This is a genomic window from Ktedonobacter sp. SOSP1-52 (assembly GCF_016587395.1).
In genome coordinates this window covers 3,213,257-3,229,159 of record NZ_BNJH01000001.1, presented here as the reverse complement: position 1 = coordinate 3,229,159, position 15,903 = coordinate 3,213,257, and the positions used below count along the sequence as shown (strand labels likewise).

The window sequence follows — 15,903 nt, the reverse complement described above, 5'->3', positions numbered from 1 at the left end:
GTCAATATAGTTATAGCAGGTGGCGTTACCGATAGCAAGGAGGTCTATCAGATGACAATAGCGAATCGGCCCATCACGCCGCAGGCAAACGACCGTATTGTTCCTCTGGCCAGCGCGCGCTCCTGGTTCATCCTGGCGCTGTTATGTGTCGCGCAATTTATCAATGTCTTTCTCTTTCAGAGCGTGACACTTGTGCTCCCCGCGATTCAGAATGGCCTGCATTTCTCTTCCGAGAACTTGCAATGGGTCACCAATGCGTACACGCTCGCCTTTGGCGGCGGATTACTGGTTGCTGGTCGTCTTGCGGACCTGTTTGGTCGTCGGCGTCTGTTTCTCCTAGGTTTGCTGCTCTGTGTGCCTGGCTTGCTTGCTTCCGGCTTTGCCACGTCATCGCTCTTGCTCATTGTGGGTCGGATCATACAGGGGATTAGCTGCGCGATTGTCATTCCTGCCGCCCTTGCCCTTCTCATTGATACGTTTCCCCAGGACGCACAACGACACCGCGCTCTGGGAATCTGGAGCGCTGCTGGTCCAATTGGCGGTATGGCGGGAACGATTCTGGGCACGCTCCTGGCTGATTCCTTTGGCTGGCCCTGGATCTTTTTTCTGAATGTTCCGTTCGCTGTCGTGATGCTCCTCATCGCGCTCAAAGCGTTGCCAGATGTGCGCGAACGGCCTTCTTCCTCGGCGCGAGTGGATATTCTGGGCGCTCTGCTCTCGACAGGGGGGATCGTTTTGCTCATCGCTGCCTTGACGCAGATGGCCCATCCAGACGGTCGCTGGCTCTCTTCGCCTGCGCTCCTTGCTGGCTGTTCACTCGTTGTCCTACTGCTCTTCTGCTTTCTCGAACGGCGCCTTGCGCATCCGCTCGTCCCACTGCGCTTTCTCTTGCGCCCTCAGATCGCTGGCGCGAGCCTGGTCACCCTGATGTATTCCGCCGCGACCAATACGCCGCTCTTTTTCTTCACTCTGTACATGCAGCAGGTGCGAGGGAGTTCATCGTTCCTCACAGGACTCAGCTTCTTACCAACCAATCTGGCGCTCCTTTGTGGATCATTTCTCTGCGCAAGGATCATCAGGTGGCTCGGAGCAAAGAAGGTGACCGCGATCAGTCTGCTGATGGTTGCGGCGGGGGCGCTTCTGTTCACCCGCATGTCTGTTTCAGGCAACGACATCTTGTGGCTACTGCCTGGATTGGTCTTGTTGGGCGCTGGCCTGGGAATGGCGCAGGTGGCTGTCATGGCGATTGGCACCTCGCAGCTTCCAGTGAGCGAGCGAGGTTTGGCCTCCAGCCTCGTCAGTATGGCCTCTCAGATCGGGACGGCGCTTGGCCTTGCCTTGCTTGTCTTGCTTGCGAACCTGCGTAGTTCGGTCCTGACAGGACATCCTCAACCATCGTCGGTGGAGCTCGTCGCAGGCTTTCAATGGGCCTTTTCTGGCGCAATCGCTTTTGCCGTACTCAGCATACTTCTGTCGATCTTTATGTTAAAACGTGACTATACTTCATAACTGGAACAAGGAGAAACATGATGGTACGTATACTTCTCGATACTGATCCGGGGATAGATGATGCTCTGGCGCTCTTCCTGGCTCTGGCCTCGCAGGAGATCAAGCTAGAGGCAATTACGACGGTAAGCGGGAATGTCTCGGTAGAGCAGACGACACGCAACGCGCTCGCGCTATTGGAGTTGCTTAAACGAACGGATATTCCGGTCGCACGTGGATGTGCTGATCCGCTTGTTGGTCAGCGGCGCGTTGATGCGAATGGGGTCTATGGAGACGATGGCCTGGGAAATATCTTCTTGCCGGAGCCACGGCAGCGCCCAGTACAACACGATGCTGTGACAATGATTATTGAGAAGGTGATGGCCGCTCCCGGCGAAGTGACGCTCGTGGCATTGGGACCATTGACCAACATTGCGCTGGCCGTGCGCCAGGAGCCGAAGCTGGCGCAGGCGGTACGTGAAGTGGTCATCATGGGGGGCGCATTACGTGTGCCGGGCAACGTCAACCCTGCCGCCGAGTTAAATATCTTCGCGGATGCCCATGCCGCTCAGATCGTGCTGCATGCTCACTGGCCGCTTCGCTTGGTCCCGCTGGACGTGACTGAACGGGCGCTGCTCAAACGCCGCCAGGCACACGAACTGATGAAGAATGGCAGCGCGATCACTGCTTGCATCAAGCGCATGGTGGACTTTTACTGCGACGGTCAGACGAACCAGCAAGAAGTCTTCCACATGCATGATCCCCTCTGCTTAGCTTCCGTAGTACGTCCCAATCTACTCACGTGGCAAAGAGCATTCGTGGAGATTGAACTGACAGGGAAGCTTACCTTCGGTGAGACCGTCGCCTCTTTCGAGAACCCTAGTCGACCACTGCCCGCTCCCTTCAATGTCTTGGCGGCTGTTGATGTCGATGTGGACGGTTTTCTTCAGTTCTACTTGGAGCGCATCCATGCTGCTTTTTCGATTTGAGGAAAAAGATAAGCTCACTATCTCAAATTCGACCACAGCTTGTTGAAAAAAGCCTCTAATGGATGAGCATATTCTACGATATCGCTACCATTTATGCTCGAATTGTGTGCCCCAAGGGTAAAATGATGAGATTATCTGGACTTTTTCAACAGGCTGGGTCGATTTTGAGCATCTTCTTCACCACTTCTGTCCACAGAGTATCCCGCACTCCCAGGTCAGGCGTTCGACAGCAGACCGAGGACTTGAGCAAGATTGGAGAGGTTTTTTCTTCCTCTGCTGGTAGAATAGGTCTACTTACAAATGGTCGTTGCATCTCTGCTCATCAGAAGGCATCCTGAATGCGAAGCAGGGAGAAGCAAGAAGGAGATACCTATGAAGACACCTGATCAGCACAATTTCGCCAGAAACCTTGACACTTCTGCCCGGCCTACAGTGGTAGACCGAGCCACTTGGCAGGCCGAACTGAACACGCTGCGGGTACGGGAAAAGGCACACACCCGTGCCGGGGATGCAATTGCGGCAGCTCGCCGACGGCTGCCGATGGTGGAAGTAGACCCCTCCATCCAGCTTGTCGGCGTGCACGGACCGGTCCCGCTGCTGGAGGTCTTTGAGGCGCGATCGCTTCTGATCGCCTACTTTCACATGTGGCACTTCGGTCAACCTGCCGAAGGCCAGTGCGAGGGCTGCACCTTCTCCACCACCCACATCAGCGAGCTGTCCTATCTCCATTCTCGCGACGTCACCTACGCCACGTTCTGTGAGGGACCGTACGAGGAGAGCTCGCGCTATCGCGATTTCATGGGCTGGACCATGCCCTGGTACTCGGTGCCGCAGGACTCCGTGGACCCGCTGATCGCAGGCCGGCACTTCGGCATCCTGGTCAGCTATCTCCGAGACGGTGACCAGGTCTTCGAGACCTACTGGACCACTGGCCGCGGCAATGAAGTGATGGCACCGTCGTTTGGACTGTTAGACATGACAGTGTATGGTCGGCAGGAGACCTGGGAGAACTCGCCTGCTGGCTGGCCGCAACGATGGGGAGAAAACACCAGCGAACCCAACTCCTTCCGTATAAGTGGACGCCCCATCTCCCAATGGTCCCGGCTGGCCGCCGGACGCTCCGACAACCTGGGCACCGGGGCTACCGCCACTGCCCCACACGGCTGCCAAAACGAGCTGTGACACGCGCGGGAAAGCAACGAGCTGATGCACCGCCGAAGTTGCACTTTTCTGGATCTGGCTCATTTTTGAAATATCGTGCGTCGCAAACACACCATGCATAATAAGAAGAACATGAGACCTGATTCTGGAATTAAACGTTTCCTGAAGACAAAACAAAAAGGATTTACTGGCTTTTACTATTATTATGCCTACGCCAGACACATCAATAAGCACATAAAAAGTTATGTTGGAAGCTGGCAGGCAATCAAAAACCTCGTTGGTCAAACACTCGCACAAAATTCGGCATGGAAACTTGACCCTTCAATGGGAGGCCAGGATCCTCTAAGACACCCTTGAGCCGTACTCGAGCTTGCCATAGCAATCGCCTCAAACCTTACTGGCTCTTTTCCCCCAATTTTAGGCACGAACGAACGAGTTTCAGGGAGAAGTCTGGTGAGACCTCTTCCTGAAACTCACCCATCGAGGCCAAGCTATTTTCACTGAGCAACAGAGGTTATGGCGCAACCTGATACCCGCAATCGACCACACGTATGCATCCTGTGACTGGTGGCATCTCCACCAAATGGATAACCTCCTTGGCAAGGAACATCCACAGAACTATTGTTGGTATCAGTGTCTACACGTTCATTCCCATCACCCAGGTCTACCACACGAACCTGCTCCTTGCGGCTCGTCCTTGTGACATCGTACCTGATATCCCTGGAAGGCTCGTTGCAAGCGCAATCCCTATCACTCTTCTGAGGAGTCGGTTGCCTCGCGTTTCCCAGAGGAAGCGTTCGGTGATCTCCTTATGAGCGTTGCTCCTCTCCGAAAATCTCCTTCTATGCAGTGGAGCACACCATCTTGTATTCTTCGTAGTAGGTGTTTGCTCACAGCAGAGAGATGCCTCTATACGAAGGGAGGAAAGCAAGCCTCCTCCTTTCTGAAGATTGGCTTGCCCTCCTTTTTGCCTCTCTGATGAAACCAAGAGAGGCTCCTCTGCTCGCGATCAGAACGACTAAGGCAGTGTAAACGTGAACATCCAGGGAGCAAGAGATGGATCTGGTGAGGGCTTCGAGCCATCCGTTATATAACTCGATGTTCCATGTGCATCTTTCTCGAGGTGAAAATGTTGCACCTCTTTCGTCACTGTCAGCGTCCAGCTTCCATGCTTCTCAAAGAGCGGCTGGAAGAGCGAAATGCCTACGATGTTCGGGTCCTGATTCAAGAAAATGGGCACCTCGCCTCCGCCCCCATCTTGTAATGTGGGATCAGCTCCTGGATAGAGGCTTGAAAAAAAGATGTTCGGACTTCCAGGGTACCGATAGCCAGAGTAGGTTTGACCACCCACGGTCAGTTTGAGAGCATAGGACCAATCGGTATACTGTGCTGGAAGTGCCCCTGGCGCAGAGGGGGGAGTGGGAGGCGTCAGTCCACGAATATAGAGGCGGGTTTCTGATGGCGTCACCACGACCTTCTCAAGCGTGAGGGCGATCCCCTGAACACGTACCGTCTGATGGGGAGTAAGCACACGACCCGCATGAAAAGGAACGGTAAAGGAGAAGGTCACGGTATGGAGACACTCACTCGATGGGCAATCGACTCCCAGGCGTAGCACCAATGGTAAACTCTTGGGAGCCCCCTGGATCGTTGCTGCATCAAACGAGAAGACATGACCTTCTTTGCCATGATGAGGATCACTGGTATCATAGGCACTTGCGTCACCGATGGCGGCAAGTTTTCCCCCATTTTTGATCGTCAGCTCATTGTGATCGTTCATCATCAGCGCAGGTTCTTGCCACTCTTGCGCAGTATGTGCCCCAGGCAAGGTGGCAATGACGCCAATAAGGACCCGATTGGCATCGGCATAGACTTTCTCTACCGTGACACGATAGCCGCCAATCGTTTGCGTTTGATTGACCTTGGTAAACTGGTTGTCCTCTAAGAGTTTCTGCGTGGAGGAGCTTCCAGTAAAGAGGTCGCTCATGAGAGCGTCGAGGGCATGGGTAGAATACAGCGTAAAAGCACTTAACAGGAGCACCAGGACAAGACCCATCACGCCCAAACCCATACGCCGGAGGGAAATGCTGGCCGAAACCAATGAGAAAGGGATCGATGTTCCACCCGAGAAGAGGCTGAGAGGTGCCTCGCTTGCAGGGAGAAGCGCCCCCAACTCAGCGAAGAGGGCAGTTCCTCTGCGGTATAGAGATCTTGCAAACGTGTTGCTTGCTCAATGAGCTGCTCATCGGCATGATTATCAAAAAGGTCTGCATACTGTGCATTACTCGGTTTCATGACAAGCCTCCTTGAGGGATTGTAACAGGCGCGCAAGTTGCTTTTTGATGGTATCTGGACGCTTGCCAATAATAGCGGCAATTTCAGGGACGGTCAGATCCGCGGCAAAGCGCAGGGCCAACAACTCACGCTTGTGGGCAGGTAAGGTCTGGAGCAGGTTTCTTACATGCGTGAAGGTTTCTTGACGCAGGACATAGGATTCTGGATCCTGCTCGGGTTTGCATACGACGGCTTCCGCAAAAGCATCCCAGGGAACCGTGGAAAAACGGCGACTGGAAACATTCACCGCAGTATGATGGGCAATACGAAACAGCCAGACGGAGAAAGGAACGCCGCGATACCGATACCTGGGCAAGGCCTGGAGCGCTTGGAGAAAGACCTGATGAGTCAGATCAGCCGCGTCTTCTGCACTTTGCACTCGCGTACGTAAGTAGTAATACATGCGTTCCCGATACCGCAGATAGAGGGGCTCAAAGGCCGAAGGATTCGCCTGAGCCGCCTCTATCCACACAACCTCCATGTCAGTATCATCGGAGACCGCTGGAGGCGCTAGAAATTTTTTCATAAATTCGTTTTCCATCTACATGTGTTTTTATCATCCACCTGGAATGAAGATCGATCTTCGTAGACGCTATATAAACACCGATGGACGAAAAAAGGGACACAATGTACACCATAGTTTTGGGTTCTAACCAAAAAGTGGGGTGAAAAACGAGCAAGAACCTCGTCCTAGGAGAAGAACAACCACTCGATGCTCGGGAGGATCATCGACAGATACAAGCGACATTGCTGTTCCGGTTCTCTCAGAACTGAGAACAGGGAAAGGTATTTGTCATTGCATACTGACAGCGTTTGTGTGGATTCTCATAATTCCAGGGTCTTGCGCACTTCCCGGTGCAATCGTAGCCATTCTCACGCTCATAGAGCGCTATAGCAAGTGGAGGGCAAGCCATGCCAAAAGAGAACGTTGATCCACAAACAGAAATCACAGAAGAGAGGCTCCTCTCCATCCTGGAGCAATCCGGACGCCCCAACTTTACCAAACGCAGAATCACACAACTCATCAGTGAAAAAATGCTTCCTTCGCCCAGGCGCATCTCTCATCCAGGCTCAAAGAGCCCTGTCTACGTCTGGGGGCCGGAGAGTATCGAGCACGCCATGTTCTTGTATGATGTGATTGAACGTGGAAATGGGCGCCACCGGCGCTTTCTCGCGCTCTGGCTTGGTAGCTATGAGGTTCCCTTTGAACCTCTCTTGCACCACTGGCTCCATGCCATCGACACAACACTCCAAAGTTTTACCGGTGGAGCACAAGACCCAGAGGACGCGCTCTGGCACCTGAGCACAGTGCTCAAGCAATACGTCGAGCCCAAATGGAGATTTTCCCCGCGGCCTGACAAGGTGATTCGCCAGGTAGGCATTGACGCGTGGACAGATTTCAACGAGTTCCTTTTCTCTCTGCTCGCTGTCCCTGACTACGAGCCAGATGAGGTAGTATCTGAAGGCGTGCGCGCTACACTTCAAAGACTCTCCACGATCGCGCAGGCCAAGGCAGATCCTCAGACAAGCTCCGAGGATCCGCTCCCATGGCTGCTCTCACTTCGTGAGATCTTTACCCTTCCTCGATACCGCGAGACCCTTCTTCACGCCACAACCCAGGAGTGGGCGCAAGCACGTGAGGACTATCTCATCTGCTGCCAACTCCTGCGCCAGTTGGCGGCGTGCTTTCCCCGGCGTAATGCGCTCGTCACCGCTGAAATGCAGCAGACATTGTTCCTGAACTGGGGAGCAATCCTCCCTCCGCTCCTGCTCGCCGTGCGATCTGCTGGGCATGGCGAGTGGATTGATGACATGCTCTCCATGCTCAGCGGCCTCCTCGACGTCTTTTCCGATCCTGACATCCAAGAGCCTCTCTCCACAATGTGAGCAACGCACGATCGTGAGACCTCCCTCAAGATATGAGGTGGGCTCGCAGGTACCATACATATAGCAACGCTATCAACTGGCAACGGCCATCCCTGGGCCCCTACATCATGACCAGAGATGGCCTTCACACGCCCTCGCGAGCAGAAAAAGGGGCAAACGCATAGCAGGCCATCTCTTGCAGACATTTCCTCTGATTGGCTGCCAGCAGCAGCAGAAGGAGAAAAAGGAACCACCTCGCACACTGGGGATCGCCAGGCACATGAGAGCGCTCCTCAATGGAAGTCCCCTTCATCTCTCTGCCCAGAGCCTTCCCTCTCCGACTTCCCACGAAACGCCCGATACTCCTCGACACGGCGCTGCGTCCCAGAGCACTCGTCATTGGCGACCAGCCGCACCAGTTGGCGTGCTCCCGCCCTGGCCTCCTTCGCGCGAGCAGGATATCGACGCTCGGCCCACGCCTGCATCGCACGCTTCACCTGCTCCAAACTCACCCCATAGCCCTCTCCCCAGTACATCCAAACCCAAACGGGAATATTGCATTGCGGCGCCACTGACGTCAGCTTCTGCTCCCGCTTCATGCGACAAAGCGTACATAACAATTCCACCTGCTGCCGCGACCACCACCCGGCAACTCCTTTCTTCCTCCCTCGCCCTTTCCGACGGCTCACCGCCATCACACCACACTTCTGCCACTCCTCAAAGAGACTGTCGTAAATCACCAGCCCTCGCCGGCGAACCTCCGCGAACAATTCCTCTCTGCTATAGCACTCCTCACCATCAATACTCTTCATCCTCATCTCCCTCCTACCAGTGCAACCAGTGCCGCACCAGCATCACCACCAACTAGGCCGCCACCGCCTGCAGCAGCCCCAACACATATCGATCAACACGTTTTCGCTTCATCTCCATGAACAAGGCTCCTTTCAACTCTCGACCGCGGCTCCCGCGATCTTCTTGAAAGAAGCCTACCCTATCTCCCCCTCTCTCCTCCAGGTCAAACTCTTCCAATTTTCTCCGAAATGTATTCGCGCCAGCATTCTGCTCCCCTCACGCTGGTCGCGAGGCACATACACACCTGCCCATCCCCATCATCCAGCGCTCCCTCTTCTCCAATCACGCGGCAACCAGAATATGGAAACACTCTGTGTGAAAACGGAGAGCGACATGCGTGTTTCGGGAAGCAAGCAGCAATCCGCACAGTGAGAGTTCTCCCCACAATGAGGATAGCGCCGGCATCCACCCGCTTCTTCTCCTCGGCCAGGCGCATGCTCTGTGCATGCACACCATGTCACCCCAGCTGCGCCAGTCTCACAACTGCAGATCGCCGCCGACCTTCGCGACCTGGTCATCTCACGTCAACAAGAACCTCCATCCCAGCTAGAGACCATGACCAATGCCTTCCGCCAGGCAGCACACCGCAGGCAAAGGTCTTAGAGCCGCCGGTCACCACCGCAGATATCCCTCTCTCTACGCCTGGCTCACACCGCCCACCACACTCAGCTGATGCTGCTCTCCCACCTGCTCTTTTCCTTTTCCCACGAAACACGCCTGGAGCATTCTCGTCGGCGTCGCAACCTGCGAAAAAAAGAGCGGGTCGCAAGGACTCGCTCTTTCGACGAAACCATGGATTCCATCCCTCTTGTTCGCGGGTAATAGCAGGAGTATATATCACGCCAATGCGCCCGGTCTATCCCTCCAGGAGCATTCACGCTCCCCCTGCTCCTCTCCCCCGAAACAACGGCACAATATTCTCGGCAGGAAGCTCCGCTGCGCCATCACGTGACCGAGCACTCGCCTCAATCACTCGCCGCAGACGTCTTTGCTCCTGCTCCTTCCCCTTGAGTGGGATCTGCTGTGCCATGGCCAGCACCAGCTCCTCGTCAAGATCAGGATAGATCCACTGAAGTACCTGACACGCAATCCCCTGAGCATTGGCCAGTGATTGCCGCTGGAGGTCAAGTTCGGTTCGCAATCCCTCGATACGACGTTCCTCCAGCTGCAGCCGATATGCTTCCTCCTCCAGTGTTGCGACGCCCTCGACAGGCATGCTCACCCCACTCTTGCGAGACTCAGCATCCGCCTCTCTTCCGCTCCGATCAGCGCTGGTGGTGGGTGCGGCATCTCCAGTTAGAGGCAGTGAAAGGATATGGAGAGCAGCAGCAGCGATACAGCCAGGAGACGGCAGGGAGCGTGGTTGCAGAGGTGTTTGCGCTTGATATGGTGGGAACGTTATTGTCCTCGGTGTGTGAGGATGTGGCGTTGGATGGAGGAGTTGTTGCTGAAGCAGAAGGATCAGAGGGTGGGAGAGCGCTTTGGGTGGATGGTGCGGGTAAGGAGTGTGCGACTGGAGGTGAAACAGGAGGTGTCGCCGTTAGTGTTGCTGGATGGGAGTCATTCAGGAGTGCTGCGTCTGAAGGAGGTGGCGAGGACATAGATGTTGGTGGGGGTCAGGTGGGAGTGTGTTTTCCCTGAGGTTCTCGGTCCTGTCTTGGATGCTGCTGCTGGGCCTGGCCTAGTGCTGCGTTCCTCATTAATATGAATAAAACGCTGAATCAAGGTCTAGAGCCAAAGCAGGCATGCTCTACCTACAGTTTGCCTAGCAGGAATGCCAGCGCCAATGAGGAACGCAGCAGTATGAAGCAAGACAAGAGGAATGCAATCAGAAAGGTCATCCCTCCTATAAACCAGAGCCAGCGTCCGGTGGTTTTCTTCACAGCGGAAGGATAAGTAGGTATAGCATCGTCCTCCAGGAACGTTTTGCACAAGTGAACATTCTCTCTTCAGGGATCATCGATGTGTCTAGAGATAATCTACTCCATAAGAGGAGAGGAGCACATGGGGCATATGCCCCATTTCGTGTCAGTTTGCCTCCACGATGCAGGACATGAAGGCGCTCTGAGGTTTGTCCGTCCTTGGATGGTGTACTAGAAGGCTTTTCACACTGTTTCTCAATCGTGAGTATATTTAAGCCACCGTGTACTAGATGGACTTTTTAACCTCATCACTCGTATCAATTTGTATGGAGGCTGGGGTCAATCCGGGTGAATCAGTCCCATTTCCACTGCCGCCACACACACGCAATCAAAAGCGGCGTATCCCTCGCCCCAGCGTTTGGCCTCGCTCCGGTCAAAAAGCTCCTGCGCCAGGTATTGTAAAAGCGTATGTGAGTAACGGCAGCGCAGATAACGCGCGTTAAAGTCGTCGATGCGCACACGGTCCAAGGCGTCGGCATCCTTAAACACGGCCAGTTCGGGCGTCATCTCTGGTGCCTGATCATCTAAAGGCACATGCCAGGTGTTCAGATACAGGACGGTATCAAGCGAACCTACAGGGATGCGATGAAGAAGGTGTCGCTCAACCCAGGCGGCTGCTCGCTGCCCATGGGGAAAATCGATGCCGTCAGAAACACGCTGCGTATCGTGCGTTGCGGCTGCCCAGCGCAAGGCTTCTTGATCAAGCGCTGCGCCATCTTTGATCAGCAGGCGTGCCAACAGTTCTTGCCAGATCAGCACACGTGCTTCGTGATCGATGCCATGAATATCTTCGGCGGAATCGGGACGCAAAAACCATCCTCGCTCTGGCCTGTAGCGTTCGAACAGTGCTCTGGCAGGCAGATCGTCACCGAGCGAACGCCGCACTTCTGCCACTTCTTCCTGAATCGAGGACACGATCCCTTGCCCCTCTTGAAACTCGCCTGGCATACCCAATCTCTTCCTCTTTCTCTCTCGAAAAAATAACAGACAACGTATTGTATCGCATCCATTGTGTCGATACAAACGTGAAACGGCTGATGGCAGGGCAATCGCATCTAAATAACCCCATCCAGAACACGCAAAAGATACTGGTTGTCCCGCCCAGCTTTGAGACGCTTGGCATGGAGGCCCTGGAAGATCTGCGCAGGCATGACTATTTGGACCTGGTGGAGGCCCAGTTTTTGCTGGACCGGCTCAACGCGACGGCCGATGACCAGGAGCAGACCACCAGCCTCAGACTCATGCGCGAAATCAAGAAACCGCTACCTGTGGATGCATTGATGGCGATCCTCGCTGACGCTGAGACCACCTCTATCTTTTTGCGCATGGAGATCGCCAGCCCTCGCCGGCAAACCTCCGCGAACAGTTCATCTTTGCTATAGTGCTCCTCACCATCAATAATCTCCATGATCCTCATCTCCCTCCTACCAGTGCAACCAGTGCCGCACCAGCATCACCACTACCTGCCCCATTCCACAGAAATCTATACGATATCGCATGCCTTTACTCACATAGACACACCCTCCACTACGACCAACCATTCACCACCCACATCACCACACACACTCCTCCTGGCGCCTCCCCTCTCGTGCGCTGGAAACCCGGTTTCCACACCATCCTCCTGCGCCATTCTTATCCAAGAGACTATAGGCAGGGTTCCCATCGGCAACCAGTTGCCACTTTTCCCCACTATGGCTATAGGCAAGATACGCCGCCGCAGGGAACCACCAGGCGCAGCAAACAGGTCTCCCTCTTGGGAGCTCTCACCCTCTTGCATACCTACGGCTGCTGCTCCTCCTCTTCAGGTCACTCTCACTGATAACCTGTTACCAGTGTTCCTGGCAACATTTCACGAGGAAGGGCACCATCGACGCCTGGCTCCCCACACAAAAAGAGCGGTCGCAACCGACTCGCTCTTTCGACTAAACCATGGATTATGGATATCACCCCAAATACGTGTGGGGAATAATCCAGAGTATATACCACTCCAATATACGTGTATATCCTTCCAAGACCAATCAAGCAACTCCTGCACTTCTCCCCCACAAACACCCAAAGCACGACGAGAGAACAGGCCAGATCGAGCTCTCAGTCACACGAAAGGGAAAGCTGGCAGCACTCACCTCCGCACGCCCTTTCACCCCACATAGCACACCCACGCGTCCCGCTAGATCACCCTTCCCAGGAACAAGAGGAGCCTCGCGCCGACCTCCTCAGATACGACTATAGGCAAATCAATGCGATATCGTACGCCTTCTACATGCTACACAGCCCAAAGAACATCCCACTCACCTCGGCAACGCTCCTCCTCACATCCCAACAATGGAAATGATGGTCACGCCATCATTGCGCCCAGCTCTCTCCTCCTCTCTCTTCCGCTTTTGCCGCGATGCCCCGTGTTCCTCTGCCTGGCGGTACATACCACATTCTGGTACAATACACCTGAAACTCCAGCAGAAAGGGAAAGAAATGGGAAGAGAACGTAGACGCATGCCTGCGGCTGATCGCTCCCATGTTCTCTGGCGGGTGGCCACCATCGTCGAGGCACACAAATGGTGCGCCCTCGATGTAGAGACCACTGGGTTGGGAATGAAAGACCAGGTCATAGAGGTTGGCGTGTGCGGCCCGGATCTCATCCCCCACTCCTGGCGTATCAGACCTACCGTTCCTGTGACACCAGAAGCAACGGCCATCCACGGCATCACCGATGCCGATCTGGAACAGTGCCCTACCTACCCCGAAATCTGGCCCGACATCCTCACCCACATTGCTGGCCGCAAAACCGTCATGTATCACGCTGACTTTGACTATGCCATGCTGCGCCATTCCGCTCGCGCCTTCGCCCTCCGTCCCCCGGAAATCTGGCAGGGACAATGCGTCATGAACTGGTACGCCGTCGTCCATGGCGAGCCACGTGGCTTCGCTGACTACCGCTCTCAATCCCTGCACACAGCCTGCCAATGCCTGGGCATCTCGCTCCCACAGGGCGGTCACCTCCACAGCGCCGCAACAGACGCTCTGCTCACCGCACACGTCATGCTCCGCCTCGCAGACTTGCATCGCAGAGCAAGTGGTCAGAAACCTTGATAAACTATTTCCGTTGTATTGCAAAGACCCCAAGCAGACCATCGCTATTCGAGCCTATTGCTATTTGCCCTAGTCCTTGAATGCCCATGCCAGTCAACCACTCGCCGAAACCGCTGCTCGAATCAGATTGGTTGACTTGGGTGGTGTGCCAGGCAAAACCATCAACTCGGTCAACTGCGTAGACTTCAAAGCAGTTATTGCGTTTTCTGCCCACTGCAATCTCTCCTAGCCCTGCGGGGGGACCGCCCAGACCCAACCAGTAGTCGAAGGTACCTGTGGGACCGTTCTGCCATATTCCATCCAAACTAACATAAGCCGAGTGTGTTGTTCGTAGAATTAATTTTCCGTATCTCGACACTAACTTTTCGCTGTATTCCTATATTTTTGATGTAAAACAAGCATACTCCGACATATAAAATTTCCTTGCATCTTTTACCACCGGTAGGACTCCATTAAGATATTGTTGGCGAATTGATATGGAGCAAAATATGAGATACTAAAGGAGCACAAAAAAGACAAGCATTCAGGAGAGAACTCATGTCACTACATCCACAAGCGATCCCGCCAGTCCCAGAAGAAACCGTACAGATAGCACGCGCCATTTTGCCCAAGGGAAATACATGTATTCATATGCGAGATGCATTAGGAACGTTTTTTCAGGATGAAGATTTCCTGGACCTGTTTCCAGCAAAAGGACAACCAGCGGAATCCCCTTGGCGGCTCGCTTTGGCGATGGTGATGCAATACGCAGAGGGGTTAACGGATCGGCAAGCAGCGGATGCAGTGAAAACGCGCATTGATTGGAAATACGCGCTTCCGCTTGGAAATCAAGGATCCAGGATTTGATTTTTCCGTGTTGAGTGAATTTCGTGGTCGTCTCCTGGCTAATCAAGCTGAGCGCCGTCTTTTTGATCTCATGTTATCTCAATTCCGAGAACGAGGCTGGATCAAAGCACGAGGCAAACAACGCACGGATTCAACGCATGTTCTGGCAGCTATTCGAGCTGTGAACCGTCTTGAAGGTGTTGGAGAAGCCATGCGCCATGTCCTCAATATCCTGGCAGAAGTAGCTCCCGATTGGCTTCTTGAGCGTGTTCAACCTGAATGGGAAAAACGATATAGATCACGCTTTAGCGACTTTCGTTTACCAAAGGACGAGAAAGCGCGTCAAGAGCTCGCAGAGCAGATTGGAGCTGACGGCCGAAGGCTCCTGGAGAGCATCTGGGGCAGCACAACCCATGCCTGGTTACAAGAACTCCCAGCCGTAGAGATTCTGCGAAGGATTTGGATCCAGCAGTATCACGCGAGTGAGCAGGGAACGCCTTGGAGAAAAGATCAGGAGCTTCCCCCAGCAGCGCTCTTGATCCAATCGCCATATGATGTGGAGGCGCGATACAGCAAGAAGAAGCAGACAGGATGGGTTGGCTACAAAGTGCATTTTACCGAAGGATGTGACGCTGATCAGCCTCATTTTGTGCTCGAAGTCACCACGACAGCATCCACGCTCCCAGATGGAGACGTCATGGAAAATCTTCATGAACGCTTGGCTGGCAAGCAACTTCTCCCCAGCCAGCACCTGGTCGATAAAGGCTATGTGGACGCCGAACTGCTTGCCACGAGTCAGCATCGCCACCAGGTTGATCTGGTTGGGCCGGTTCTTCCTGATACCAGTTGGGCCTCAAAAGAAGCTGGGCGTTTTGATCATAGCCACTTCCACATTGATTGGAAGGCCAAACAGGTCCTGTGTCCGGCTGGGCAGACAAGCCGAGATTGGGGACATATCCCTGATCGACATGGAAAGCCAAGTCTGCGTATCCGGTTTCCCCTTCCCCTTTGTCGGGTTTGCACACTTCATGAGAAGTGCTCGTCAACCGCAGCCAAAGTGCTCATTTTGCGACCAGATGAAGCCAGCTATGTGGCACTTCAGCAGGCTCGAAAACGTCAGGAAACCGCTGAATTCCGGGCGTTGTATGCAGCGCGAGCAGGCATTGAAGGAACCGTTGCTCAAAGTGTACGTACCTGTGAGATACGCAGATCCCGATACATTGGCATGAAAAAGCTCAATCTCCAGGCGTTTCTAACAGCGACCTCCATCAACATGCTTCGGGCTTGTCATTGGATTGCAGAAGCGAAGCTGGCAACCACGCCAACCTCTCGTTTTGCAGAGCTGCTCGCTTCTGTCAAGCAAGTAGCTGTTGCGTAGCTTC

15 protein-coding genes and 1 pseudogene are annotated in these 15,903 nt (G+C 54.2%); 9 read left to right on the top strand and 7 right to left on the bottom strand.

The features are described 5' to 3' along the window. Positions 1 to 51 precede the first annotated feature (51 nt). From JMJ16_RS15490 to JMJ16_RS15480, 3 genes are all read left to right on the top strand, one after another. Complete coding sequence (locus tag JMJ16_RS15490) at positions 52 to 1,509, top strand: MFS transporter (protein ID WP_201382613.1); 1,458 nt, start codon at positions 52 to 54, stop codon at positions 1,507 to 1,509. 17 nt (positions 1,510 to 1,526) lie between these two features. Continuing rightward, a complete protein-coding gene (locus tag JMJ16_RS15485) occupies positions 1,527 to 2,474 on the top strand; it encodes a nucleoside hydrolase (RefSeq protein ID WP_201382611.1) in 948 nt (315 codons plus the stop codon). A gap of 372 nt (positions 2,475 to 2,846) precedes the next feature. Beyond that, complete coding sequence (locus tag JMJ16_RS15480) at positions 2,847 to 3,656, top strand: DUF899 family protein (protein ID WP_201382609.1); 810 nt, start codon at positions 2,847 to 2,849, stop codon at positions 3,654 to 3,656. A gap of 997 nt (positions 3,657 to 4,653) precedes the next feature. Here JMJ16_RS15480 and JMJ16_RS15475 read toward each other — a convergent pair. From JMJ16_RS15475 to JMJ16_RS15465, 3 genes are read right to left on the bottom strand one after another with little or no spacing between them, the layout of a single operon-like run. Then, entirely contained in the window at positions 4,654 to 5,691 is a 1,038-nt protein-coding gene (locus JMJ16_RS15475) for a DUF4179 domain-containing protein (protein WP_236601582.1), read from the bottom strand. Continuing rightward, positions 5,691 to 5,930 carry a hypothetical protein gene (locus JMJ16_RS15470; protein ID WP_201382606.1) on the bottom strand — a complete coding sequence of 80 codons (240 nt, stop codon included), beginning with the start codon at positions 5,928 to 5,930 and terminating at the stop codon, positions 5,691 to 5,693. The genes JMJ16_RS15475 and JMJ16_RS15470 overlap by 1 nt, the downstream gene beginning before the upstream one ends. Further along, positions 5,917 to 6,495 (bottom strand): RNA polymerase sigma factor, encoded by a 579-nt coding sequence (locus JMJ16_RS15465; protein WP_201382604.1) that lies wholly within the window; start codon positions 6,493 to 6,495, stop codon positions 5,917 to 5,919. Before JMJ16_RS15465 ends, JMJ16_RS15470 begins: the two co-directional genes overlap by 14 nt. Before the next feature lie 386 nt (positions 6,496 to 6,881). Between JMJ16_RS15465 and JMJ16_RS15460 the strand changes: the two genes are divergently transcribed. Then, on the top strand, positions 6,882 to 7,856 hold the full coding sequence (locus tag JMJ16_RS15460) for a hypothetical protein (protein WP_201382602.1): 975 nt from the start codon (positions 6,882 to 6,884) through the stop codon (positions 7,854 to 7,856). A gap of 272 nt (positions 7,857 to 8,128) precedes the next feature. Here the strand turns inward: JMJ16_RS15460 and JMJ16_RS15455 are convergent, their stop codons facing one another. After that, on the bottom strand, positions 8,129 to 8,647 hold the full coding sequence (locus JMJ16_RS15455) for a hypothetical protein (protein WP_201382600.1): 519 nt from the start codon (positions 8,645 to 8,647) through the stop codon (positions 8,129 to 8,131). 28 nt (positions 8,648 to 8,675) lie between these two features. Between JMJ16_RS15455 and JMJ16_RS15450 the strand changes: the two genes are divergently transcribed. Then, positions 8,676 to 9,059: a hypothetical protein gene (locus JMJ16_RS15450; protein ID WP_201382598.1), complete on the top strand. Its 384-nt coding sequence runs from the start codon at positions 8,676 to 8,678 to the stop codon at positions 9,057 to 9,059. A 69-nt stretch (positions 9,060 to 9,128) separates the two neighbouring features. Further along, positions 9,129 to 9,290 carry a hypothetical protein gene (locus JMJ16_RS15445; RefSeq protein WP_201382597.1) on the top strand — a complete coding sequence of 54 codons (162 nt, stop codon included), beginning with the start codon at positions 9,129 to 9,131 and terminating at the stop codon, positions 9,288 to 9,290. A gap of 271 nt (positions 9,291 to 9,561) precedes the next feature. Here JMJ16_RS15445 and JMJ16_RS15440 read toward each other — a convergent pair whose 3' ends face one another. Both JMJ16_RS15440 and JMJ16_RS15435 read right to left on the bottom strand, forming a co-directional pair. Further along, positions 9,562 to 9,903, bottom strand: a complete 342-nt coding sequence (locus JMJ16_RS15440) for a hypothetical protein (protein ID WP_201382595.1) — start codon at positions 9,901 to 9,903, stop codon at positions 9,562 to 9,564. A 985-nt stretch (positions 9,904 to 10,888) separates the two neighbouring features. Next, complete coding sequence (locus JMJ16_RS15435; protein ID WP_201382593.1) at positions 10,889 to 11,557, bottom strand: hypothetical protein; 669 nt, start codon at positions 11,555 to 11,557, stop codon at positions 10,889 to 10,891. Positions 11,558 to 11,646: 89 nt separating this feature from the next. On the opposite strand from JMJ16_RS15435, the gene JMJ16_RS15430 reads away from it, so the two are divergent. Together JMJ16_RS15430 and JMJ16_RS15425 are read left to right on the top strand one after the other, a co-directional pair. Continuing rightward, entirely contained in the window at positions 11,647 to 11,991 is a 345-nt protein-coding gene (locus JMJ16_RS15430) for a hypothetical protein (protein WP_201382592.1), read from the top strand. Between the two features lie 1,108 nt (positions 11,992 to 13,099). After that, positions 13,100 to 13,696 (top strand): 3'-5' exonuclease, encoded by a 597-nt coding sequence (locus JMJ16_RS15425; protein WP_201382591.1) that lies wholly within the window; start codon positions 13,100 to 13,102, stop codon positions 13,694 to 13,696. Positions 13,697 to 13,700: 4 nt separating this feature from the next. On the opposite strand, the gene JMJ16_RS15420 is transcribed toward JMJ16_RS15425, so the two are convergent. Continuing rightward, a complete protein-coding gene (locus JMJ16_RS15420; RefSeq protein WP_201382590.1) occupies positions 13,701 to 14,000 on the bottom strand; it encodes a hypothetical protein in 300 nt (99 codons plus the stop codon). A 233-nt stretch (positions 14,001 to 14,233) separates the two neighbouring features. Between JMJ16_RS15420 and JMJ16_RS15415 the strand changes: the two are divergent. Continuing rightward, positions 14,234 to 15,899, top strand: a pseudogene (locus JMJ16_RS15415) (IS1182 family transposase). The last annotated feature ends 4 nt before the right edge of the window (positions 15,900 to 15,903 follow it).

What these genes read in the sequence shown, in the direction of transcription:
- JMJ16_RS15490 (WP_201382613.1), top strand. Translation starts at nt 52, where the DNA reads ATGACAATAGCGAATCGGCCCATCACGCCGCAGGCAAACGACCGTATT.
- JMJ16_RS15485 (WP_201382611.1), top strand. Translation starts at nt 1,527, where the DNA reads ATGATGGTACGTATACTTCTCGATACTGATCCGGGGATAGATGATGCT.
- JMJ16_RS15480 (WP_201382609.1), top strand. Translation starts at nt 2,847, where the DNA reads ATGAAGACACCTGATCAGCACAATTTCGCCAGAAACCTTGACACTTCT.
- JMJ16_RS15475 (WP_236601582.1), bottom strand. Translation starts at nt 5,691, where the DNA reads ATGGGTCTTGTCCTGGTGCTCCTGTTAAGTGCTTTTACGCTGTATTCT.
- JMJ16_RS15470 (WP_201382606.1), bottom strand. Translation starts at nt 5,930, where the DNA reads ATGAAACCGAGTAATGCACAGTATGCAGACCTTTTTGATAATCATGCC.
- JMJ16_RS15465 (WP_201382604.1), bottom strand. Translation starts at nt 6,495, where the DNA reads ATGAAAAAATTTCTAGCGCCTCCAGCGGTCTCCGATGATACTGACATG.
- JMJ16_RS15460 (WP_201382602.1), top strand. Translation starts at nt 6,882, where the DNA reads ATGCCAAAAGAGAACGTTGATCCACAAACAGAAATCACAGAAGAGAGG.
- JMJ16_RS15455 (WP_201382600.1), bottom strand. Translation starts at nt 8,647, where the DNA reads ATGAAGAGTATTGATGGTGAGGAGTGCTATAGCAGAGAGGAATTGTTC.
- JMJ16_RS15440 (WP_201382595.1), bottom strand. Translation starts at nt 9,903, where the DNA reads ATGCCTGTCGAGGGCGTCGCAACACTGGAGGAGGAAGCATATCGGCTG.
- JMJ16_RS15435 (WP_201382593.1), bottom strand. Translation starts at nt 11,557, where the DNA reads ATGCCAGGCGAGTTTCAAGAGGGGCAAGGGATCGTGTCCTCGATTCAG.
- JMJ16_RS15430 (WP_201382592.1), top strand. Translation starts at nt 11,647, where the DNA reads ATGGCAGGGCAATCGCATCTAAATAACCCCATCCAGAACACGCAAAAG.
- JMJ16_RS15425 (WP_201382591.1), top strand. Translation starts at nt 13,100, where the DNA reads ATGCCTGCGGCTGATCGCTCCCATGTTCTCTGGCGGGTGGCCACCATC.